At 39.8% G+C, this 23,686-nt stretch carries 26 protein-coding genes; 4 read left to right on the forward strand and 22 right to left on the reverse strand.

The window, feature by feature from the left end; genetic code table 11:
* Positions 1-27: 27 nt before the first annotated feature.
* The 8 genes from AAEU28_RS18680 to AAEU28_RS18715 all read right to left on the reverse strand — a co-directional run bounded on the left by AAEU28_RS18680 (position 28) and on the right by AAEU28_RS18715 (position 8,730).
* The gene (locus tag AAEU28_RS18680; RefSeq protein ID WP_421965454.1) at positions 28-1,263 is read right to left on the reverse strand and encodes an efflux RND transporter periplasmic adaptor subunit; all 1,236 of its coding nucleotides are present in this window, start codon (positions 1,261-1,263) and stop codon (positions 28-30) included.
* A gap of 86 nt (positions 1,264-1,349) precedes the next feature.
* Entirely contained in the window at positions 1,350-1,919 is a 570-nt protein-coding gene (locus AAEU28_RS18685; protein WP_421965455.1) for a hypothetical protein, read from the reverse strand.
* Between the two features lie 26 nt (positions 1,920-1,945).
* Positions 1,946-2,515 carry a hypothetical protein gene (locus AAEU28_RS18690; RefSeq protein WP_421965456.1) on the reverse strand — a complete coding sequence of 190 codons (570 nt, stop codon included), beginning with the start codon at positions 2,513-2,515 and terminating at the stop codon, positions 1,946-1,948.
* Positions 2,516-2,538: 23 nt separating this feature from the next.
* Positions 2,539-3,090 (reverse strand): hypothetical protein, encoded by a 552-nt coding sequence (locus AAEU28_RS18695; protein WP_421965457.1) that lies wholly within the window; start codon positions 3,088-3,090, stop codon positions 2,539-2,541.
* Positions 3,091-3,149: 59 nt separating this feature from the next.
* Positions 3,150-3,335, reverse strand: a complete 186-nt coding sequence (locus AAEU28_RS18700) for a hypothetical protein (protein WP_421965458.1) — start codon at positions 3,333-3,335, stop codon at positions 3,150-3,152.
* A 259-nt stretch (positions 3,336-3,594) separates the two neighbouring features.
* Complete coding sequence (locus AAEU28_RS18705; protein ID WP_421965459.1) at positions 3,595-4,110, reverse strand: hypothetical protein; 516 nt, start codon at positions 4,108-4,110, stop codon at positions 3,595-3,597.
* Positions 4,111-4,329: 219 nt separating this feature from the next.
* Positions 4,330-7,512 carry a lantibiotic dehydratase gene (locus AAEU28_RS18710; RefSeq protein ID WP_421965460.1) on the reverse strand — a complete coding sequence of 1,061 codons (3,183 nt, stop codon included), beginning with the start codon at positions 7,510-7,512 and terminating at the stop codon, positions 4,330-4,332.
* 6 nt (positions 7,513-7,518) lie between these two features.
* Positions 7,519-8,730, reverse strand: coding sequence for a lanthionine synthetase C family protein (locus AAEU28_RS18715; RefSeq protein WP_421965461.1), 1,212 nt, complete (start codon positions 8,728-8,730; stop codon positions 7,519-7,521).
* A gap of 193 nt (positions 8,731-8,923) precedes the next feature.
* Here AAEU28_RS18715 and AAEU28_RS18720 point away from each other — a divergent pair, with 193 nt between their 5' ends.
* The 4 genes from AAEU28_RS18720 (at position 8,924) to AAEU28_RS18735 (ending at position 12,648) form a co-directional block, all read left to right on the forward strand.
* Entirely contained in the window at positions 8,924-9,112 is a 189-nt protein-coding gene (locus tag AAEU28_RS18720) for a hypothetical protein (protein ID WP_421965462.1), read from the forward strand.
* A gap of 380 nt (positions 9,113-9,492) precedes the next feature.
* Positions 9,493-9,714, forward strand: a complete 222-nt coding sequence (locus AAEU28_RS18725; protein ID WP_421965463.1) for a hypothetical protein — start codon at positions 9,493-9,495, stop codon at positions 9,712-9,714.
* A gap of 28 nt (positions 9,715-9,742) precedes the next feature.
* Complete coding sequence (locus AAEU28_RS18730; RefSeq protein ID WP_421965464.1) at positions 9,743-9,961, forward strand: hypothetical protein; 219 nt, start codon at positions 9,743-9,745, stop codon at positions 9,959-9,961.
* Between the two features lie 614 nt (positions 9,962-10,575).
* Entirely contained in the window at positions 10,576-12,648 is a 2,073-nt protein-coding gene (locus AAEU28_RS18735; protein WP_421965465.1) for a winged helix-turn-helix domain-containing protein, read from the forward strand.
* Between the two features lie 7 nt (positions 12,649-12,655).
* Here AAEU28_RS18735 and AAEU28_RS18740 read toward each other — a convergent pair whose 3' ends face one another.
* Genes AAEU28_RS18740 through AAEU28_RS18805 form a run of 14 tightly spaced genes read right to left on the reverse strand, consistent with a single transcriptional unit; the run spans position 12,656 to position 23,388 of the window.
* Positions 12,656-12,934 carry a 2TM domain-containing protein gene (locus AAEU28_RS18740; RefSeq protein ID WP_421965466.1) on the reverse strand — a complete coding sequence of 93 codons (279 nt, stop codon included), beginning with the start codon at positions 12,932-12,934 and terminating at the stop codon, positions 12,656-12,658.
* A gap of 6 nt (positions 12,935-12,940) precedes the next feature.
* Positions 12,941-13,858 (reverse strand): ketopantoate reductase family protein, encoded by a 918-nt coding sequence (locus AAEU28_RS18745; protein ID WP_421965467.1) that lies wholly within the window; start codon positions 13,856-13,858, stop codon positions 12,941-12,943.
* A 12-nt stretch (positions 13,859-13,870) separates the two neighbouring features.
* Entirely contained in the window at positions 13,871-14,215 is a 345-nt protein-coding gene (locus tag AAEU28_RS18750) for a pentapeptide repeat-containing protein (RefSeq protein ID WP_421965468.1), read from the reverse strand.
* Positions 14,216-14,250: 35 nt separating this feature from the next.
* Positions 14,251-15,483 (reverse strand): ATP-grasp domain-containing protein, encoded by a 1,233-nt coding sequence (locus AAEU28_RS18755; RefSeq protein ID WP_421965469.1) that lies wholly within the window; start codon positions 15,481-15,483, stop codon positions 14,251-14,253.
* 13 nt (positions 15,484-15,496) lie between these two features.
* A complete protein-coding gene (locus AAEU28_RS18760; protein WP_058031450.1) occupies positions 15,497-16,087 on the reverse strand; it encodes a hypothetical protein in 591 nt (196 codons plus the stop codon).
* Complete coding sequence (locus AAEU28_RS18765; RefSeq protein ID WP_421965470.1) at positions 16,077-16,454, reverse strand: hypothetical protein; 378 nt, start codon at positions 16,452-16,454, stop codon at positions 16,077-16,079. Before AAEU28_RS18765 ends, AAEU28_RS18760 begins: the two co-directional genes overlap by 11 nt.
* 9 nt (positions 16,455-16,463) lie before the next feature.
* Positions 16,464-16,835 (reverse strand): hypothetical protein, encoded by a 372-nt coding sequence (locus AAEU28_RS18770; protein WP_421965471.1) that lies wholly within the window; start codon positions 16,833-16,835, stop codon positions 16,464-16,466.
* Positions 16,836-16,837: 2 nt separating this feature from the next.
* Positions 16,838-18,076 carry an AMP-binding protein gene (locus tag AAEU28_RS18775; protein WP_138561537.1) on the reverse strand — a complete coding sequence of 413 codons (1,239 nt, stop codon included), beginning with the start codon at positions 18,074-18,076 and terminating at the stop codon, positions 16,838-16,840.
* A gap of 35 nt (positions 18,077-18,111) precedes the next feature.
* A complete protein-coding gene (locus AAEU28_RS18780; RefSeq protein WP_421965472.1) occupies positions 18,112-19,527 on the reverse strand; it encodes an AMP-binding protein in 1,416 nt (471 codons plus the stop codon).
* A gap of 16 nt (positions 19,528-19,543) precedes the next feature.
* Positions 19,544-20,830, reverse strand: a complete 1,287-nt coding sequence (locus AAEU28_RS18785; protein ID WP_421965473.1) for a beta-ketoacyl-[acyl-carrier-protein] synthase family protein — start codon at positions 20,828-20,830, stop codon at positions 19,544-19,546.
* A gap of 15 nt (positions 20,831-20,845) precedes the next feature.
* Positions 20,846-21,943: a beta-ketoacyl synthase gene (locus AAEU28_RS18790; RefSeq protein ID WP_138561533.1), complete on the reverse strand. Its 1,098-nt coding sequence runs from the start codon at positions 21,941-21,943 to the stop codon at positions 20,846-20,848.
* A gap of 12 nt (positions 21,944-21,955) precedes the next feature.
* Positions 21,956-22,321 (reverse strand): acyl carrier protein, encoded by a 366-nt coding sequence (locus AAEU28_RS18795; protein WP_421965474.1) that lies wholly within the window; start codon positions 22,319-22,321, stop codon positions 21,956-21,958.
* Positions 22,322-22,373: 52 nt separating this feature from the next.
* The gene (locus AAEU28_RS18800) at positions 22,374-23,090 is read right to left on the reverse strand and encodes an SDR family NAD(P)-dependent oxidoreductase (RefSeq protein ID WP_421965475.1); all 717 of its coding nucleotides are present in this window, start codon (positions 23,088-23,090) and stop codon (positions 22,374-22,376) included.
* 19 nt (positions 23,091-23,109) lie between these two features.
* On the reverse strand, positions 23,110-23,388 hold the full coding sequence (locus AAEU28_RS18805) for a hypothetical protein (protein WP_421965476.1): 279 nt from the start codon (positions 23,386-23,388) through the stop codon (positions 23,110-23,112).
* Positions 23,389-23,686: the final 298 nt, after the last annotated feature.

Raw genomic sequence — 23,686 nt, forward strand, 5'->3', positions numbered from 1 at the left:
TTAATCCTTAGCTTTATTTTCTGATTATTATAATTTTATTGCTGAGCGAGACTGAGGTAGTGCCTTTAACACCTGCTCACCTATTTCAACGCCCGCCAGCACTTCAATAAATTCACTGCCTTGCATGCCAATTTTGACCTGCTTTTCTTGCACTTCGTCACCATCAAAGACATATAAAACCTGGCGCTCTTCGCCCGCCTTTAAATAAAGAGGTTTAGCAACACGAAGTGTATTGTCTTTACTGGCTAACATGACCTCGGCTGAGACCGACAAGTTATTTACCGCAGAAGCGGGAATGTGTTCTGTAAAGGTGGCTTCAAACTTAATTTGATTGGCTTCAACATTTGGGTGTACGCGAACCACTTGTGCGGCATACGTTTTGCCCTTGATGCCAATATTCACTGCCATCCCCACCGATAAGATATCAATGGCACTTGCTGGTGCTAATAACTGAGCGAACAAGCTATTTTGACTCGATAATTTAGCCAACACTGTGCCCTTAGAGACCGCCTGACCTATTTCTATGTCTGCTAATAGCTCAGTTAAAATGCCCGACTGCGTTGTTGTTACTTGCAAATTGTTAACGTCATCTTGGGTCATCGCCAGTTGCTGCTTTTCGCTTTCAAGCTCAAGCGCCAAGGCTTGTTTTTCGTACTCTAAGGTGTTTTGAAAGGCCGCTTCACTGCGCTTGGTTAAATCGAGCTGCAATCGCAATTGCTCTAACCGCGTTTTTGCACGTAAGAAGTCCAGCTCACTCAATAGTTTGGTTTTATGCAGCTTACTTAAGGTCTCTATCTCTTGTTCTGCAAACTTTAATTCGCTGGCAGCCATCGCGACGTCGTTTTGCAATTGCGTGGCTTCTCGCTGCAATTTCGCCAGCGCTGAGACATGCTTTGCTTGCGCCTTTTGCCAGTTAAGCTTCGCGATTTGTAGCTGTCGTAATAATTGTGGGTTTGAGAGAGTAATAATAGCCGTATTGGCATCAACCTCTGCGCCTGGTAACACATTCAGTTCGCTGACATGCCCGTCGACCTGAGCCACCAAACTATTTGATGCTCTTGGCGTAAGACGGCCAAATACCGCTAAGGTCTGTGTTACTGAGCCACGTTCAACAGCAGCAAGCTGCAGCTCACTGGGTTGCTCTGCAAATAATTGTCGAGCAATAAACCACACAACCAAGGCAGTCAGAGCAACACCACTCATAACGAATATAAGCCGCTGTAAATGTCGACTGTTTGAGTCTTTTTCAGGGATTGTCAGCATCTAATATCCTTATGCTAGTTCAATTACCACAACCTATTAAACACTATATCATTATGATGAATATAATTTTTTAGCAGCATACCCTACTAAAATTGCTGGTTTTTAAAGCCGATTAAAGGAATTTCTATACGATACCAAGGTACCGTCTTAAGCCCTTTTAATATTGTCGCAGCCTTTTGCCTGTGCGCCTGTGCTTTTTCTAAATACTTTCTAAAATTAGGATTATCAGAGAATTCATAATTTCCATTCTTTTTAACTGGAAGCTCAAAGTAGATAAAAATATATTTATGCTTTTTTTTATCGGGAAGCGCGATATTAAAAGTACCTTCAATTTCCGAATGGCTGGCAGAAAATTGACTATTTTTATCTGTTAAAACTGGCTCAATCTCTTCGTAAATTGAGATCGCATTATCATGACTTAAAACCTCTTCAGACTCTAGATCGTACAAATATCCGCATCTGTAAAATGCTTTCTGACCTTTTTTTAAAAAATACTGCTCGAATGTGTCCCACCGTTTAGTCGTGCCCAATCGCCATTGCTCAATTTTATTTTGTTCATCAGTAAACCTGATAAGGTCTTGAGGGTGAACATTGTTTGCGAATACAGAAAATGCCGATGCTAGGAGCAATAAGCAGCTCCATAGAAGAGTTTTCATTGTGATGTCCTTATTAAAATTCACAACTAAAATTGCTGGTTTTTAAAGCTAATAAAAGGGATTGCTATACGATACCAAGGTATCGTCTTAAGCCCTTTTAATATTGTCGCAGCCTTTTGCCTGTGCGCCTTACCCCTCTCAAGAAAACCTCGCATATTAGGGTCTTCAGAGAAGATATAATTTCCTTCTTTATTAACGGAAAGATCAATATAGATATAGACATATTTATGCTTCTTTTTATCGGGAAGCACGATATTAAAAGTACCTTCAATCTCCGAATGGCTGGCAGAAAATTGACTATTTTTATCTGTTAAAACAGGCTCAAGCTCTGGAAAGGCTAATACTGAGTTTTCAAAGCTGAGTATTTCTTCAGACTCTAAGTCATATAAATACCCACACCTTTGATATGCTTTCTGACCTTTACTTAAAAAGTAATCTTCAAATATATCCCACCGTTTAGTCGTGCCCAATCGCCATTGCTCAATTTGATTTTGTTCATCTGTAAACCGGATAAGGTCTTGAGGGTGAACATTGTTTGCGAATGCAGAAAATGCCGATGCTAGGAGCAATAAGCTGCTCCATAGTAGAGTTTTCATTTGTGGCGCCCTTTGCTTATCACCTAGAATGTTTGAGGCTTGTAGCCAATGAGCGGTATTTGAATTAAGTAACCCGTAACATCATGCTGTTGCTTTACAAGCTTTGCGGCGAGCTTGCGCATCTCAATACTTTTCTTTAATTGCTTTGCAAACACCTCGTTACCAGCAAACAAGTACTTGTTGTTATTATCTGTATCTATGGGCGTATCAAAGAAAAATAAGGCATATCGCTTAGCATCTCTGATATCAATATTGGTAAAACTAACAACCTCGGCCAAGGTTAATTTAACGTCCATATGCTGTACATTCAGAATGGGTTGCAAAGCAGGCTTTAGTGATTTCGCGTCTTCATAAGACAGCCATTGCTGCTTTTCAACATCATATAAATAAGCAGTTCGGAAGTAAGCATCTGAGCCATACTTAAGAAAGAAATTTTGAAATGTATCAAATCGTTTTGTGGTACCGAGTTGCCACTGTTCTGTTTTATTATCTTCATCGGTGAAAGTGCTGGCATGTGAATAGAAATTGCCAAACATCAAAAAAACAATCAATAGCAACGCTTTAACTTTTAACATACTTTTAAATACTCCTTTAAAATAGCCAGCATTCGCTGGCTAGGTAATCCTATGACACACTATTCACAAGATATAGTGCAGCGATTATCCTCATCGCAGATTTTGATGCCTGATGGCGTTTCAACTGCACAAGTCCACTTACCATTGCTATCACCGCAAACACTATCACCACACGCTGCATATACACCGTAGCTTGCACCACTTAATACTAATGCCACTAACGTGGCCTTAATTGCTTTTGTCATTTTTAAATCTCCGTATAAATTAACAATTTCCCCAATATAGGGAGAGCTCAAAATAACAGCAGAGCAAAAAACAAGCAACAATAAACAAACAATTAATTCACAATAAACATTCAAGCCTTGTCTGTAGGTTTCGATGAGTTCGAGGTGAAACTTTAAATGGGAGCATCGTATTAAGTTACCCTTAATCAGGTATTGCTGAGGAGACTATGTGGCTAACATTGAAGTCAACCACATAGAAAGAAGGGTATTCTAGAGTGTGCTATTTAAACTTAACTTGTTTATTACTGCGCTGATAGCTACGTGACTCTGGCGCAGTCCATTCACCATTTTTTAAATATTGGGTCGAGACTTTAAACTCACCATCAACGAACTGGCTGGTGGATTTCACTTTGGTGATGCCATCTTTGTTTCCTGTTACGTCTTCATAAGCCACAAATGCCCCATTGGGTAATACCTCCATGGTGCCTTGGGTATAAAAGCCTGCGGTTGTGAAATAGTAAAACACGAGGCTTTGTTTGGTTTTATCCCAAAATATCAATGACTCACCACCATACATACCATCATTAATTGAATGCAGGGTGCGGATCGCGGTGCCGTTTAGTGCGCGCTCCCACTTACTGACATCTTGCATGGCAGGTTGACCTTTTGGCACGGCAAAGTCTGCCTGCCAAGTACCAAGGTAAGGTTCAAATACCTGTAATTCTTTTGCCAGTGAACCAGCAAACGTGGGGACGCTGAGTAACAGTGAGGTGATAAAAATAAGTGCTTTTTTCATGTTGTTATGGCTTTTTGAGCAATGTGAAATAGTAATGTTAGTCAGCATTTGATGAATAGACAATAAGCAAGAAATGGAAGCTATGCTGTTAAGGTGGAGATAAAGATAGACCCGACATAAAGTCGGTACTACCGAGGTTTAGGCTGATAAACATGACTATTGAACATAAAAAAGCACTGTAGAAACAGTGCTTTTTAAACATTGAATTACGATAGCCTGTTAGTGGCTTTGGCCTTTGTCTGCCGAGAAATATTTACGGCGCATCAAGTCATGGATCACCAACTCTTGCTCACGACCATAAGCTTTAAACATACGGTTGTTATGCATGTGCAGCAAAGAGCTCAGCAGTGAGTCTCGACTACAGTTGAGCTTGTCTTCTTCTAGCATCTCATTGAGCTGCGCAACCACAGGTTGTGCTTGCTGTTGCCATAAGTTAAGCAATTGGGCAATCGCGTTTTGGGCCTCATCGTCAGGTAACTGAGTTAAGTCAGCGAGTTTCACAAAGTCATCATCTAGCTGAGTTTGGTAGTCACGATAACGATTGCCTAGTTGCTTGCGCAGATGACTGGTTTCGTTAAATTCATTACCAAAACCGGCTCTTAACCCACTGATTAAATTAAACTTGCCTTCATCAGTATAATTGAACAAATTAAGCAGTTTATCGGTGCACTGCAGCGCCACACGCCAGCGAATGTCTTCACCAAACTCGTCAATTAAGCCACAAGTACGGGCTATTAATTCACTGTCTAGCATGAATAATGACTCAATCAGTGCCATAGACTCTGGACCACCGTAGCGCTCTACTTCACGCTCGTATGTCATTAGCTCGACCTTGTGTAGCTCGCCCGACTCAACCATAGGATCGAGTAACTGATTCAACTTAGGTAACAACTGACCACATAACTTGCTTGGCTCGCCATAGAAACGCAGACGTAAATGCCAGTCGGGATCGCCATAGCGAATGAAGAACCATTTTTCAAAATCACCTTGCTGCTCGGCAATAAATGGCAATAACTTTTCTGTTAATAGCTGCTCGACGATTGAATTACCTGAGTAAATTTTCAAGCTTAACCACTCTGAGCCAGCACTAAAGCGACGTTTAATCGGCTTGGCTGTGATATTTGCAAGTGGATCGTCTGAGAAATGGTGGTGTATTGGTGCATTGCCATTGAATAATGGGATCACCATTTCGTTGTTGTAGTGCTGACCTTGATTGTCGACAACACGCGAAGCATATTGCGTCGTTAGCACTTCTTTTAATTCAACGCGAGATTGCCCCTTGGTTTCTGATAGTAATACCGCCAGCATGTCTGGATGACGCAGGTCTAGCTGAAGTACGTTATCGGCCATGGCATAACAGACTTGTGGATCAAGCTGATACTTGGTCAATAATGCCTCTAGTTTTTCAGATGAGAATTTGCCGTTTTTACTGATGGCTTCGAGCTCTTTACGGTCAATACGCCACGTTTTTTCATTTAAGATCAGATTATCAAGCATCACTCTAGGCACAAACACGTCATTGGCGGTGCTACTTGGCATGCCGAAGTTCGGTGCACGGCCTTCTTGGTGTTGCAGCATGCATAAGAACTTATAAGCACTAAGACTACGCGCTGAGTAGTTATGTGCACATGATAAACGAGGGATGATCTGCTTATTTAAACGCTTGCTCCACAGTTTAACTTTTTGCCCTTCAACCCAGACAAATAAATCACTGAGTGGAATTTGATATTCACTGTCTAAGCTACTGTCGGCCATAAAGACGATTTCGTACTCGCGTAGGTGTGGGCGTGCAATCACGTTGCCTGGACGACCTTCTGGCATATGCGCAATTTCGGCAAAAATCACATTTTCTGAGTGCGCTTGCTCTTTTTGCAACTCATCAATCACAGACTGCTTGAGATCATCGTTTAGGTGACAAAAGCGGCCCAATAAATTGGCAGATGATGGGCCAGCACAACCGCCCAGCTTGAACACAGGATTTGATCTGTCGTCTTGATACGCACTGAGCATCACAGAAAAAGAGGCTGGGAAATTTTTGCTAATGGGTTCTTTGCTGTTTACTTTACTTCTTAGCTCTTTGCTCTTTAGAACTATGGTGTCTTTGCTGCGATTCGCCGGTAAGCTCAGGGCTTCTTCAATGATCTGATTCAGCAAAGTCGGTCTTGGCGCTTCACCCGTGCCTTGATTACCCTTAACTAGGTTTAAACCTGCCACCAGCGGGGCTTCGTATCCGGTTTCATTAGAAACGCCAATGCCTGACTCGTCATCTAAGATCACATCAAGCGGTACAAACTGCCCTTCAAAACGAGCATTAAACTTAGTGATAAAGTTACTCAATGGGTTAGATTTATCGGTATCACCTAATTCAGCCAATAACTCGAGTTGCTTTTGTACCCGTTGCACTTCTTGAGCGCTTAATTGACACTGTTCAAAGGCGCGATAAACGTCTGTTTGAAAAAGCTTATTTTCTTGCGCTTTAACTGGCATGTTCTGAAAATGTTCAAGCAATTGCTTGTAAGGTTTAATTTCGCCGCTTTTCTCGTTATCGAGCTTTTCAATCATGGCCAGAGCTGTTGCAAGTTGATCTGCGGTTGCCAGCTCTTCCATATTTTGTAATGACTTTAAAAGAGCATAATCAGGTGAATCGCCCGTCAGCGGCAGCGGGATATCGGCCTGTAGTATTTTTTCGTCAATCAGATCTTGAATGTATGCTTCAACGTCTTCTTTTTCGGCTTCAGCATACTGTGCGCAAAAAGCATCGACTAGACTATTAAAATTCAAGCCGTCTTTTGCAAGCTTAAGTACACACTGAAAATATTCATCACTGTCTACCGCACTTAAACGATACTGCATGCTGTCTTCAGAGAGATAATTCTCGATATAACGACATTGCTCGGCAACAAAGTAGTGAGAAGGGTTTGGACGATACATCAAGTTATCGGCACGTTGTGCCTCTTTCACAAAATGCTCTTTTAATGCCGACAGATAAAACATATCAAGGCGTGTTTTACGGCTATCTTGAGTATGTGATGCACTTACAAACTCGGTGGTATCACTCACTTCACCTTTGTGGATCCCTGAGAATAAACCAAAAGGCGTCGGCCTTGCGCACATGCGCAACATGTATTTAAGTAGAGCTTGCGCAACCTTTTTACCTTGTTTTGATTCTGGCTTTGTTCGCCATTGCTCAATACGTTCAAGTAAAGAAGGGCTAGCAAGATAAATGGCTTCTTCAACCCCCTCAATTGCTAACCACTTTTCTAAAATGGCATTGGTGTCGGCTGACTCTGAGCTAAATTCTGCTAGGTGCTCTAGTGATAAACGCGGCGTACGCATAACAAAAAATGGCGCATGCTTAATCGGTTTGTTTTCTTGTTTTTGATTATTGTTGTTCAACATCATCACTCCTTATGCCATCAATAAGCATTCAGCCCAATCTAAGTCATCATTTAAAACTGAGATAAAGCCAACGCCAACCCCAGCATAGCCCATTAAGAAACCAAAATTCTCATAGTGCTCCATGGTTTCACCATTGTATGCGTAAAATGCTTCAAGGCCTTTTTCTTGGTATTGCTCAAGGCTGTAGTTGAGCCAATATTTTGCAGCTTGTTCAAGCTCTGGGTGGGGCATAAGTTGATTTAAAAGTTGATAAATACTGACTAGACCAACGAAACCATGACATAAGCCAGCATCGTTTATAAAACCACTTTCGGCATCACGCTTTGCCGCTTTTAACGCCATTCGGCGTGCTTCATCGACATAACTCGGTCTATCTAGTGCGTGACCTGCACGAGCAAGGGTTAATGCGATTGTTAAATCACCATAACACCAACCGAGTCTCGATTTGTGCTCGCCGCCAGAGCATGAACCATAGCAGTGTTCTTCTTCATGATTTGGGTTTTGCTGGGTAAGCAACCAGTCACAAGACTGCGTGACTAACTGAGCGGTCTTATCGCTAATGGCATCTATATTTAACGCAGGAATAAGCGCTGCGATGATCCCCGGCACACCATGGGCCAGTCCTAAATTGAATTCAGGCTTCTTACGGTCTTCTTTTTCAAAGCGATAGACTGAATACTCAGGTTGAGACCAGCTTATTAGTTTGTCATCTACTTGCTGTGCCACACTGGCAAAGTTATCGACTATTACACCGTATAAAGCGGCTTGATCTGATTGCTTGCAGCGCCTTGCGGTATAAGGGGCATAACCCGCAAGGCCAAGTACCGATTCTATTTCACCCGGCCAAGGCTGAAAGTTCAGTGCATCATAAAAGATTTGATCCATATCGCTGAGCAACTCAGGATCATAGTCTTCCATGTCTGCTTGGTTTAAATATTCTAATACCCAAGCTTGACCAGCAAGGCCATTACTGAGCTCAAACCCTTGCTGCTCTAGTTCTTCTTGCAGCTTTTCTAGTTTTTCTGAGAATAGCGTTTCATCAACAAAACTTGGGTCGATGCGGTAGGCATTATATAAAAATAATAAATGGCCAGCTAAGCCACTTAACAATCCATTGGTTTCTACATTATGAAGATCTTGGCTCACTTTTTCGGCCAAGCTTTGAATTATTTCGCGCACCTGAGCTGCTTGCTCTACAGACGCAATCGCTTGTGTTGGCATATCTATCCTTAGGTGAAAACACCATTTTAATTATTATTCCTGCAACAACTGACCGATACCTTACTGAAGCGTCACCAAAACCTCAACAACTTTAAGATTGTTAATAAAAGTTAAACAGCTTGCTAATTTAATTTGTATGAACTATTTTAATTTTGCACTTTTAAAAAGTGCTAATTTTTATAAGGAAAATAAGATGAAACTTAAATTAAACAAAAAGAAAATTAAATCTCTATCTTCAGATAAGAAAAACATTCCTGCAGCAATGACACCAGAGATCGCAGGTGGTTTTGATTATCAATTGACTGATATTGATTGTGGTCGCCTTACACTAATACCTCGTTATACATGTGGTATGGGCTATACGTGTCCGCACGTATTCTAATAAAGCGCTTTCAAATTTAAACTAACTTTTAATCAGTTAAATTTATAAAAAGCGAACAAGGGCCATGTTTTCCTTTAAATATCGCCCTTTACTCACCTTCGGAATTTTTCATAACGACTTTTTAATTCCATAAAACAAAAGTACACCTCTACCTAGTTACAACTCATATGCTTGTTAGTTTTTTCATAATTAGTATTTATTTAAACACTCTATTAATTACGATTTACGCAACAAGCAAAATAACAATAAAAATGCCTAGTTCAAACCAGCCGAAAGGTGAATTTGTTAAATTCAATTTAATAACTTGAAAACATTATAAAGATGAATTAATTTGAATTTGCACCTTTTTTAGGCGCTAATTTTTAAACAAGGATTAGATTATGAAATTAAAGTTAAACAAAAAGAAGATGAAAACCCTGTCTGCAGATAGCAGTAATATCCCTGCAGATATGACTCCACAAATTGCGGGCGGTACGCAGATCAATAGCAGCTACGTAACTTATCGCGATTGTCCTCCACCACGTACTATCTCAGGTGGTGCAGTATCACTATGCCAAGCACATACATGCGGCATGGGTCACACTTGCCAAGATGTTTACTAACCACAATTAACTTAGAAGGAAACTAACAATGAAACTTAAACTAAACAAAAAGAAAATGAAGACGTTATCTGCAGATAGCAGCAATATTCCTGCAGAAATGACCCCACAGGTTGCGGGTGGTACGCAAATTAACAGTAGTTATGTTACTTACCGCTGCCAGCCAATTGATGGCCCAAGTGCAGATGGTGTAACACACTGTGTAGCTAACACCTGCGGTCGTGGTTACACATGTGGTGAGATTTATTAATCTAAGTTTAGATTAATACGCATAAACGCCTCTTTTGAGGCGTTTTTCAATTCGGTATTTGTAAACCCATCAAAAAAATAAAAAGCAACCCCACATCATGCTAGCTTGCAAAACCGCCGGCTTTTAATTTTCATTTTATCAACAAGGTGTTAACCGTAAATCTAAGGCGTTAGTAATGCATGAAGCCCGAAGGTTTGCTAGGAACAATACAATAAATGTAACAAATCAAGGCCCTACCCTAGCTTGAAAAGCGAAATAAATTAACTTAACCTACTCTTGGCCTTAGTTTAGGTATTTGTTTAATTCAAGGATCTAGAAACGATATTAAACAAATTAAAATGATTTAATTAACCATGACAGCCTTAGTTTAGGCATTTGTTTAACACAAGGATATGAAAATGAGATTAAACAACAATAAAGTACTTTCTCGATACAAGCTTAGTTTTTACTTTGTAATTAAAGAGCAAAATTAAAAGCTTAACATTTAAGCTCACTTAATTTTCAAATTTTATTGCCTAAGTTCAGCGTATTGGGAAATTGACTCTAGTTTTATAGCCTCCCACCCTCTGAACAACCGCATTATCAATTCTAAACTATTGTATATTAGAGAAGTTATGCAAACTTATAAAACACCACATTGGACGTTTTATTCCGCTAATAATGAACTTATTTATTCAGATGGTAAATCTATCCAATTAGCGGCAAGACATAATGCCTGCCTATTAGCGCTTTTAGAGGCTAAAGGTGAAGCCGTTGATTACGATACTATGTTATTGAAAGTTTGGGGAACTCAGTTTCGCGATACCAATACCATAGCTTCTGTTATATCAGAGCTGAGAAAACAAATTAATTGTGGTGATCCTTCTTTAAAATACATTGTAACTATTCCCAAAAAAGGTTATCGCTTCAATAACTATGAAGAAGTAGAGGTTCTTCTAAATAGCATTCATCACCCTCAAAAACCCCAAAGCGAAAATGACTCTAATTTACAAACTAAAGCTTTAACAACTAAGTCAAAGAAGCCTTTGAGTACAATTTTTAGTTTTAAAAATACAACTCTTCCAATTCTAGGTTGCTTGCTAGTTTCAGCCTTTTTTATTACTGATGTTTACTCATTTTTATTATCCAAAGAACTTTCTCTTTCAGCTTTAACCTATGAGAAAGGCATTGAGTATGACTTTGAAGTCTCTAAAGATAGACAAACTCTTATTTATACCAACGAGCAAAAAGATAATTCTTATTTAATTTCAAAAAATATAACAACGGGTGAAAAGCAGGTCATAAAACTGGAGACAGACCTTGTTATTTCTTCCTTTGCGCTTTCTGCAGATGGTAATCAACTTGCTTTTATCGAACAGAAAGAAGACAGCGCTTGTCTTTATATAGCCAGAGTGGCTGATAGTAAAATTCAACTCCAAGAAAAAAAGCTAATCACGACATGCGATGAAAATAGCTTTCTGTTTTCTCTTGAGTTTTCTCATTCAGCAGACGCAATATTCTATGCAAAAGGTAAAGGTATCTCAGACCCTTACACAATATCAAAACACGATTTAACGACGGGTCTTGAGCGCAACCTCACTTCACCACCAACCACAGGTCGAGGTGATTATGCGCCCACACTCTCTCCTGATGGCCAAAAAGTTGCTTTTATTCGCGATATTTTTTGGGAGCGTTCGAGTGTTTGGACATTGGATTTAACATCTGGAGAAACACTTAAACTATTCGAGTTTCCTCACGTCATTGATAAAGTCAGTTGGCACAACGATGAGATGATTATTTTCACTCATTCGAATAAGTTGCTTTCTTACTCAACCGTTGATGATGACATTGAAAATATCCATGAAGCTGACTCTCCACTCTATATGCCTAACTCAGTTAATGGAACAATATATTTAAGCGCGGGCTCATTATTCAGCTCATACTTAACAAAGATACAGTTAGCGACTCTAGAGGTTTCTACAAAAGAGCAAAGTGACTATTTAGAGCACACACCTACTCATATTTTAGACGATCAAAGCTATTATTTTTTAAGTAACCGCTCTCATAAAATGGGAATATGGAAAAGCCAAGGCTCTTCTAGTCAACTCGTTATTGATAGTGATGATTTAAAAGACGTGACCACGCTAAGGGATGCTGGTGACATGCTTTTAACGACTACACCAAGCAAGTTACTTCAGATCGACAAAACAACGGGCAATATTTCTGTTTTGAAGAGCGACATTCCCAATATAGAGAATTATTCTTACTCTAAACAGAATGGAAAAATTCTTTACAGTAAAGAAGTCGGTGAGAGCTGGTATTTAGAGTCATATAATTTAAAAACCCAAGACAAAGAGCTACTAGGTGTATCTGGTTACACCGGTCATTTTTTTGATGACATGATTTATCTAACCGAGTTTAGAGAACCTGGTCTGTGGGAATACAACCCGAACACGAGAGAGAAGCGGTTATTAATAGCTGACTTCAATAGTTTTTTTACTGATAGATGGACAGTCACACAAGAGTATATATTTCTCTTAGATAAACAGAATTTGAAAGTGTGGAATAGACTAGAAGACTATAAATTAGTTAAGAATATGCAATTAACCGACACACCAAAGCGTATTAGTTGTGGTGAGAATGAGTGCATATTCGATCAATATGCACTCGGTAGTACAGGTATTGTTTCATTAGTCGAATCTGATTAGTCTTTTTTTACTTACCCGTTTGAGATAAGCTCTTTGCTATTTGCTTCTCCTCCCACCGCTTGTCAAATAAGGAGGCGAATCCAAATGTACTTACCCACTTAACGGCAGCAATTACGGCCCATCCTGCTAAAACCCAAAGGCTCCACATATAATCACTGTTTGTCACAGCGTTAAGCAGGATCAGCATAACGCTGAGCATTAGCCCTTTTAACACAAATTTGTAGAATGATTTTATACGCGCAACATGTGTTATTGCATCTTGATATGATTCAATATCAGTTTTCATAAATTTTTACCTTAATTGGTTTTGATAAACTTCTAACTGGCTATGTACTGCGTTCATCAGTGGCAGTTTAATGCTTTTCTGCTCAGCGAAATTACACAGCTCTGAAATTAAATTAAGCTCAATTACATGATTATTTTGAATATCTTTTAGCATTGAAGCCGAAAGCGGGGAGTTTTTCTGCTTACATGCATCTCTAGTTATCTTGTTTGATCTGGGCCTTATTTCATAACCATGCGCTTTTGCAACTGTTTGGCATTCATCAATGATCGCACTTGCTGTTTGTGCTCCATATTGTGTTTCCACAACATCTCCAACTGTGCCCCTAAGCAAAGTCGTCACACCAGCCAATGCATTAATGAATACAAACTTCTCCCATAACTCTTGCTGAATAGTCTTACTCACTCTTAAATTAAAATTAGCCAATTTAAACTGCTCAATAAGCGCATTAACTCGCTCATCTTCACTGTAAGCTGAAGGTATCCCAATCGTCATTTCATGGATCGAATTATAATGTCTAATATGCCCATTTGACTCTCGAGCAGCACTGACGTTGCAGTACCCATGTAATAGCCGAGCTTCGGGAAAAGCATCTTGAATTTGTTGATAATGACCAAAACCATTTAACATTGGCAGTATGTAAGTTTTATCATTCACTGCTGCTTCGCAATCTTTTAAACACTGTGCCAGGTCATAAGCTTTACAAGTCAACAAAATCAAATCATAGGGTTGTTTAAGTGATGCTTTTGTAATGGCGTCAACTGAGACAGAGACATCGCCTCTTGCACTAAACAATTTTAAACCTTCTCGTTGAAGGCGCTGTTGTGTTTTTTCTCGGGTTAGAAAAGTCACCTTGGTGCCAGCTTCAATAAGCCGAGCACCAAAGTAACCACCAATCCCACCACAACCTACGATGAGAACATTCATTGCCAGCCCTTGTTATGCTGCAGATTGCTGCATTTGATAAGCTTGTAACAACTTGAAGACTTCTATGCCTTCGATGGTCATACCCTCATAGTTACAACTAGAAATTTTAAGATTGTGTAAGTTGCTTCTAGTCAACGTCGCATTTTGCAGGTTAATTGAGATCATATTTGCATTTGTAAATGACACACTGTCTAACTCGGCATTTTCTAACTTCACTTTTTCTAGCTTTGACTCAGTTAAGTTAACCTGGTTAAGTGAAGAACCGGTCGCATCAACTTCTTCAAATGTACTTTCCGTCATGTCTACATTTAATAGGTCAAAAATGTGTTCGCAGTTGTGTAGTTTAATTGTGTTCATGATTTTTCCTTATATTCTCTGTTGATATTTAAAATTTAAACTGTTGTTAATATTAATTTTTCTTGATACTTATCTTGAAGCTCACGCCATTTACTATGGAATGACTCAGTATTAGTTGAATCAAAAACAAATAAGCTTAAGAAATCGGTACAATGCGCTGAAGCCGCTTTAAATGACCCAGGTTGAATAAATGCTTGTTTTAACTTGATACACCCATCTGTGACTGACTCTAATGGCAGGCAAGATTGCACAAAGCCTGACATATTTGAACGTATGCCAATTAACCCCGATATATCACGCTTTTCATAGTTGATAGCCGGCAAAATCTCTGAGCAGCCAGCTTCAATCGCTAATACAGCTTCACTATAATTGACGCCATATTGTGATTCGATCATCCAGACAATACCGCCGCCACCAGGTCTTAGACCTACTTCACAGAAAGTTAACTCACCATTTGGAGATACAAAACACTCTAAATGAGTCACACCATTCTTAATATTGAATGCTTTATTTACCTCATCAGAAAACGCGACAAGTTTACTTTTTAATGATTCATCTTCTTCAATCACACTGATAAATGGCGTACCCGCAGAGAAATCAATATTACTCATTCCCGGTAAATAAGCTGCCGGAGCGGTTAATTTGGCTTCGCCGTCAATAATGAGTGCGTTTACATGGTAAAGCTGTCCTTCAATAAACTCTTCAGCTTCAAATTGGCTTAAATTGGCTTGGTTTTTTTCTAACCATGTTGCTAATTCTTGCTGACTTGATACAAACTCAACTTCTTTACTGCCAAAACCATCTTTTGGCTTGATTACCAGCTTATTGAATTGTTGAAGCATCTCTTTAACACGCGACTCCTCACTACAGCATGCAAACTGCGGATACTTTACAGGAGAGCCTTTAAGACACTGCTTCATCGCTACTTTATCTCTGAAGAGCTGACCTTGAGCACTTTGCAAACCTTCGATATTAAGTAGCTCTCTTAAATTTGCAGCCAGCCCGACGTTTGATTCATCTAATGTTGCTATCGCTTCAAACTGATGCGCTTGGTGCAGCATTTGGGCAGTTTCAAGCACTTTAGTTTCATCAGACCAACGAACCACTTCTACCGTAAATTTGTCTGTCAGCTTTGCAAAAATCTTCGCATTGCCTCTATCTGCTAAAATAACGCCTTCGCAAGGCAAGTTTTCGAAAATGCTAGAACCATCTAACTTCAAAAAACTTTCGTATTCGCCACGCGCCAAAATTAATAATTTTTTACTCATGCTCATTTCCTTTTTATGCTGTTTGCGCTTTTAGTTCTGCTTCTTTTTGAGCTTGTTCACGCATTTTTAAAGCTTTTTCTCTTACATACAGTGGGTACTTGTCACTGAATACTATTGCTGCAGTCAGCACAAAGTAAGTTGTGATTAAGGTTGCCCATGGGAAGTACATTTCAAACATCATGACTAGGCCATTTATTGCAAAACATGATGCCCAAAAAGCTGAAACCACTTTGTTCGTTTTTAAGAATATTGGATGACCCCAAAACTCTTGTGGCGTCACTAATTTTGAATGTGTGATAGTGAATGGCTTATTTACTAACACCGATGTAATTGCCGTAAATGCAAAGACGCCATAACAAATTTGCGCACCATATTGCATAGCCCAATATGACCAACCGACAATACTGTTAATAAACAATGACAAAAATAGTATGGATGATACCCATGACAATGGATTGCCAGCCTTTAAGTAATTTCTACCGAAATAGGTATGTAGTACGAAAAATGCAATCCAAGACGCTGTGATTAAATCAGCAGTACCAAACCTCAAAACTAAACTGAATAGGATCCATGGCCCTACACCAAGAAGTATTTTACGCAGCATGTTCAACCTCACTCTCACTCATGAAAGAAACTATGCCTTTGTTGTAATCTTTTCCTGCATCATCCGAAATAGAAAAGAACAAGGCCTCGTTTGACCTGACTTTAAACTTACATGTGTAAGTATTGCCCGGTACCATAGGGTTCAAAAACTTAGCATTTGAAATTGAGAACTTAACTCCCTCTTGCGTATATCGCTCAGCGACACAGAGGTTAATAAATTCCATAATTAAAGATGCAGGCACGACTGGAAACCCTGGAAAGTGCTCATCAAATAAAAAGTGCTCACTATCAAGAACAAAACTCACTTGATCATCTTGGTGCGCATCAATATTTTTAAAAATTGAATTAGCTTGTTGGAGATATTTCATTGCCATTCCTTAGACTCTTGCCACTGTTATTTGAGCGTTTATTACCTGCTCAGCAGACACCGCATCATTTACTGAGATAGTCACTCGAGCAGACGGTCCAAAAGCAGCCGCTTCACAAGCAAATTCATATTCTTTTAGCTCAACATCTGCGAGCTCAGTAAATTGGTTAATATTTACAGGTAGCACTCGAACATCACGGCTACTTGCACCTTCAATTACTTTTTTGCCCGCTCTCACAGCGACTTGATGAATGCCTTCCAGTGCGAGGAATAATGGCTTAACTGACATGCCGCCTTGATAATTGTTGAGCTTTAAGAGTCCTGAACCCTTGCCTTCTTCAACAGTGCCTAACTGGCAAATGTTTAAAAATTGACTATCCATATTTAAGCTCGCTTATCTAGAATCTGGCGGTGCTTATTACGGCCAGTTAAAGTCGCACTCTGTGGAGTATCGAACTCGACAGTCACAATTCCTGTATTTTTGTCTAAAGCCTCTTTAACTTCTTCATAGCTAAGCAAAGCATCAGCGATCACCACTTCATCTTCTTTAGACAACATGTGGCTCAGCACTCGAATCGTCAGTAAGTCTTGTCCTTGCTGATTAGTATCGAGAAGTGCTTCGATAATAATGTCTGATTCACCAATGGCTGCTGCTGCAATTTGGCGTAACTCGCGAACATCCACTAAGTTTCCGACGAAGTTGAAACTCGTATCAGATCTATCAATACCAGCCATAATCACTTGATCACCGCGTGCTGTCAGCGATACGGCATCTCCAGTATCAAAGCGTAAAAATGGCATTGGTAATTCGTCGTTTAAACAAGTAACGAGTAATCGACCTGCATCATTGATTTCTAGGAAATAAGCGTTTTGTCTAACTTTATACTTTTCACCCTGCTCCTCGATTGCCATAAATCCACATTCTGACAAACCATAAAAACCAATAATGCGTACGCCAGGGAACACCGCTCTAAGCACCTTCGCCTTTGCTTCACCAAGGCGCTCACCTGTGTATAAGATCCGCTCTATTTTTAGGTCTACACCGCTTGCTTGAACAGCATGTGCAACTTGAATTAGCGTCCCTGGCGTGCCCGTTAATACATTGACCTTATGCTTCTTCATAAATGCTAACTGCGTATCCGTTTGCTCTGGGTTTAGCATGCCTAAAGGCAATACTGAGGCATAACATGCTTCAATAATTCGATTAAAACCATGATGCAAAATAGAATACATACCTACCATAAACAGGTTTGCAGCTATGTCTCCAGGACCCAATACACCAGCCATTCTTAGTTCAGTGATCAATTGAATATCGTCTTCGCTTGGTTTTGAGCCCGGTGTATTCGTTTTTTCAATGACTAACTTGCTTTGCCCTGAAGTACCACTTGAACCACCAATGATTAATGGCACGTCTTTATGGTTTGCAAACACCTTCTCAGACAATGCGATGTATTGCTCCTTGCCCATTTCTGGAACTAGGTTTGCAAAAGACTCATAGTCACTAATCTTAGGCGCTTTTTCAGATGGAAAACTTAATGCCCAAAACTTGTTCACAATTGCCTGAATTCTTTTCCTATCAAACGCACTATGGCGTAATGAAAGTGTATCTCTTTCATTATTCATCTTTTATCCTGTTGATTTATATATTTAAATTATTTTTATAGACTTCTTTGGCGTAATTCTGATAAATCTAATTTGCCGTTTTCTGTTCTTGGTAATTTAGGGACTAATGACACTCTGGAGCGCTTACCGCGCAGTGTATTCGTCATCAATGAAGTCAGCTCAGTGTGCAATGCTTCGTTCACATCTGAAGATTCAACAAATGTACAAAGCTCACCCTTTTTATTCGTGACATAACCCACACCTGATACCGCTTCAAAGTTCAGAATTTTGTTAGTAAGCGACGTCAATGGCACTAGCTCACCATTTACTTTGATAGTGTGACTACTACGAGTGATCCAATGCCAGCGCCCCTGTTCGTCTTGTTTGAACAAATCTCCACTGTCTGAAAATGCTTCAACACTTTGAACATCTCCACAATCAAGCAGGTACCCAACCATCTTAAAAGGCGTTTTGTAATAAAGGTTACCGATACCTGTATCTACACTTTTATTAACCAACTTAACCTTAATAGCTTCATCAACTGGGTAGCCCACTGATACCGTGTTGTTGTGGCATACTTCATTTAAATCTGTGAACTGTTTCAGCTCTAAAGCGAAGATCCTTGGACCAGATTCAGTTTGCCCTAGGTTGTTCCAAAACGCTGTGGCCCATGGCATTACTTCTTGTGCCTGTGACTGCAATAACCTATCTGAAGCGTTCAGTAGAATCAGTCTGTTGGGCTCAAAACCTGATAGCCACACTTGACTCAATTCATAACTCCATTCACCTAAGATAGGTAACACAGTGACATGATTCTTCATGGCATAACTTGCAACTAATGAAGGACTAACAAACTCTCCATATGAGATTTCACTGCCACTATGTAATGCACATAACGTTGTCGATAGACCATACATATACTGCATCGGAAACACGCAGTAAGAACTATCTGTTTGCGTTAAACCTAAATAACTAGAAACGACTTTTGCATTGTTCACTAACCGCGTTTCGCAATGCACCACACGCTTTGCTTTACCCGTAGAACCTGAAGTACAAAAAACAAATTGCGCTTTACTATCACTCGGCTGAAGCGACTCTGTTGTCGCGACTAAAGTCGGTGAATAGTTTAATTCTAGCGACTTTACCTTTTGCGGAAGGACGGGTGTTTTTCTACCAATAGGTGTAACGATGACCCCTAGTTTAGATACATCATATCCATCAAGTAATTTATTCAGACTTCGCGGTGAAACCACAGCGCAAGTCAGGCCTAGATATGAGCCAATGAAATAGGACAACAGTGCTTGCAAAGGACTATAAACACAAAACACATGTAATTTCTGTTTATCTAGCTCGCCAAGAGGACCGGCATTCACTGTGCTCAATAAATTAGAAACAAACTCTGCATTGATAGAATTTTTTCCGTATTTCGCAACCCAAGTTTGCTTTGCTCCTAAGAAATCGATAAAACGCATTCTAGGCTCCTTACAACTAAGCTACAGACGGGTTCTGCAGCACCATTGATGCAGCTAAACCACCCATACCAAAAGAGTTTTTAAGTACGTTAGTAATAGGCTTATATTGAGTTTCTTTTACAACCGGAACCTTAATGGCAGGGTCTTGTTGCTCAAGATTCGCTACTGCTGGAATGAAACCATCACGAAAAGAGGCCATGACACCCAATACTTCCATCGCGCCTGCCGACGCAATTAAATGTCCATGAAGTGATTTCGTCGACGTTACCGGTGGTACATTATCTTCACCGAAAATGCCTTCTAGAACCTGAGTTTCATGGTAATCGTTCAATTTCGTAGATGTCCCATGCGCATTTACAAAGCTATAAGATGCTAACGGTAACGCGGCCTCCTCAATGGCTCTTTCCATGCATAATTGCATCTCTCTACCTTCAGTATGAGGCGCAACCACATGTTGAGCAGCTAGACTTGCGCCATAACCTTTCAAGCGACAATATTTTTGTCCTTCTCGAGCTTCAATGGCGCTTTCTTTTTCAAGAATGAAAAGAATTGAGCCTTCAGCCGGCATAAAGCCAGAGCGACGAATATCAAATGGACGACAGCGTGCAGGCCCTTCTAAAAGCGGATCTGTACTTACTGCACCCACAGCTTCAAGCTGGGCTAGATTAAATGGTGTCACCTTTGCTGATACACCACCGACGATCATCGCATCCGCTTTTCCATCTAAGATTGCCTGTCTTGCCATGCCTAGAGCTTGTAAAGAAGCCGAACATAAGCCGACATGACAACGTGTGTAACCACTAAAAGGAATATGCTTGTGTATGACCTTTAATGCAGATGTAACATCTAAGTCCATCATCTCTGAAATGCGGTAAAACTCCGTTCCTTCAGGGATAAACTCATCACGCTTCTTGCATTTATCAGCACCAATCTTTGCCGTGAATTGTGTTGTTCTTTCTGGATCAACACCAGGTTCATCAATGCCGATGACACAGCCAATTCGGTCTGGGCTGTATTTTTCTAAGGGGTTGAACTGTGCAACTAACTGTTTAACTGCTTTTTCTGCGTAAATTAGCTCGCCAGGTCTGTTTGGTTGGCCAGGTCTTTTCGGCCAACGAATATTTTCATTGCCGTACTCAGGTAAACCTGCCCACTTTGTTTTAAATGTCGAAGTATCAAATTTCTTTACTTCGCGGATCCCTGTGATCCCATTTTGTAAATTATGACTAATTTCATCTAATGTTTGACCCAGTGGGGTCATTGCACCATACGCGCTAATGCAAACACTATCCTGCTGATTCATTTTATTCACCTATGGCTATGATATTTTTATGTTTTTTAATTTTTTAATGACAATAAAGCCAATACCAACACTAAACCCTGCACCATTGATTAGAATCGTCGAGCCAACTGGCACACTTTCATCTACTAATGCAGCTGTAAGGTCTAAAATATTGTTTGCCTTACTGGTGTAACCAAACGATGATTTATAGTTTTTCTGTTCAATGTTTGGGTATACATCTCTTATTGCGGCTAACTCGTTTTCATTATTTGTTTTTACGCCGTTGCAATATGAAACTATTAAATCAATATCAAGACCTTTAGATTTCACTGATTCAAGTAAGTCATACCAATCTCTTGCAGACGGAAATGGCGATGGACTATAACGACTTTCCACTGCTAGCACTTCTGCAAGCGCATCATGCTTTTCTTTACTCAGGTGAAGTGTGCCGGCACCAAACGACGGGTCTATTTCACTTTCTTTTTCGTCTTTGCTTAAAAGACCCAACTTGTCGAATACCAGTAAAGTGTCAAAGTTGCGCATACTACCTGCACCCACAACCACCCCTTGTGACTCTCGACCTTGCTTAATATCAGTAAACGCATCTTCTAAAGCCTGCATGCCTGATAGGGACATGCCACGAATTGGATAGCCACCACCTCGCAGGGTTAAACGCTTTGAAGCATGATATAAAGGGTTTGTAGATAGGTATCGCATCATATTGATAGGGTTGCTCATTTTACTAAGCTCACCTAAATTCTTTAGTGCACCTTCTACACCACCGTGCTTTTCAATGACTTTATGCAATCCCGAAAAGTTATATTCAGAAACACCATCCGTGCCTGCATAAAGCGGCGTATTTTCAGAATCTTTTACTTCTCCATCAGGACTATTAGCTAACAAATCTCCAATAGAGTTTAAAATCATGGTTGATAGATCATTTAAGATAGAGCGATCTTCTCTGGCAATTGCTGCAACCTCTGATTTAGTTAATTTCCGATTCAGAGGCTTATAGATATTCTTTTCTGCACTTTCAGCTCGAGCCTGTCCGCGGTTTAACACCGCATCCAGGGCTGCTAGCTCATCGAAATACTCAGTTTGAATACCTGCTGCTCTTACATAAACTGCAGACATAACGAAACCTCTTTATAGTGTGCCAATTCGGTGTTGGATAAAGTCCACACTAAATAAGTTGTATAGTGACTCTGGGCTTGGGTTTTCTTCGTTTAAATCTGTAAAACCATTGAATACTTTCTTTAATGCTTCACGACCTGCATCAGTCCATTGGCCATTTTCATAAAAATCAGGGTTATCCATCATAGTGTTGATTGGCCAAAGCTCATCTGGATCGAATTCTTTACCAGACTCACCTTTTAGTTCGAAAGCAAAGTCAACGTAATCTAGTGAAGACATTGAGTAGTCGCCGAATAGAGAGCGATCAAATTCAATTTCACTTACATCATCTAGATATAGAATATTTGCTGCGATTGTTGCGATTTCTGTTTGGTTCATTTTGTTTACCTTTATTTATTGTGTTAGTTGTTGTATCTATAGTTAATTTTGGTTAAAGCACAGGTGCGCCGTTGGTTAGTGACAACGTAATACCCGTAGATTTGATATTGCCGGTGACAAATGCCATAGCTGCATTTGCAACATCCTCGACCTCTAGAATTTCTCTCAAAGGTAGAGTGCGAATAACTTCTTTTTCTTTTCCGTTTGCAAACTGAGTAAACATAGGCGTGTTTACAAATGCAGGTGCTATATTGATTGTTCGAACCTTGAATCGGGCTACTTCAAGACTCAGTGATGCGGTGAAGCGCTCAAGCGCGATTTTCGCACTGCCATATGCGCCATTACCTGTTTTAGGGCTCTTTGCAGCAACTGAGCTGATATTTATAATGTGACCTTTACGGTTAGCCATCATCAACTCTGCTGCTTTTGCTGAAATAATCGAAGGCGACAAGAAGTTTACGGTATGCACCTTTTCCAAATTCTCTGAAATTTCACCGAATGAAAGCGCGTCATTTGTAATACCAGCGACATTCACTAAAACATCTGGTGAAAAATCTGATTTGAGCATTTTTGTAAACGCTACAACTTCTTGTGTATTTGCTAGATTTAGCTTCGCAAATTGAATGTTTGTTGGCTTATAGCTAGCAACTTCTTCTGCTTTATTTTTGTTGCTGTTATAGGTAAACATCACATCATAGCCACCATCGACTAGTTTATTGACTATGGCTTTACCAATTTCTGATGTTCCGCCAATAATTAATGCCTTCATCACTTTTAACCTTTATTTTTTAGTTAGCTTTTTTGATACTGTCAGAGACACTTGAAGTGCCATCTGTTGGATTGATTTTGCATCGTGGATAAGGGTTGCATTTCATTGGCTGTTTCTCTTCCTTTTCGCCGTCAATCAATCCATCTAGACTTAACCACTTCATGATTTCTAATTCGATTGGCGCTTTAACTTTACTGTCATGACTCACTTCATTCTCTGCTAGAGAGGTAAATGATGCTGTAATTAGGCTAGCGGCAATTAAACCCTTTAAAGCTGATGTAAATTTTTTAGAAACCATGTTGTGCACTCCTTTAATACAAATATGTACGTTTTTTTATTTTGTGTAGTGAGGGTGCTTAGTGCTCCCTCGCTGTTGATGAGTGCCATTTTGTCAATCTGACGAAAAAAGTCTTTTGGGAAAGGTTCTATAAAACTTCCAAAAAAAATAAGCAGCAAAATCAATTGCATGAGTTTTTAAACTCAGAAATTTAAAAGCTTTTTATAATTGGAAAGAGGTGCGATATCGATTTAACAGTTAATCAAAAAAAGCTGAGTCAGTATTTTTAGTCACTCAGAGACCTAAGAAGCAAAATTTG

Source organism: Pseudoalteromonas sp. SS15, assembly GCF_049257195.1.
Classification (GTDB): Bacteria; Pseudomonadota; Gammaproteobacteria; order Enterobacterales; family Alteromonadaceae; genus Pseudoalteromonas.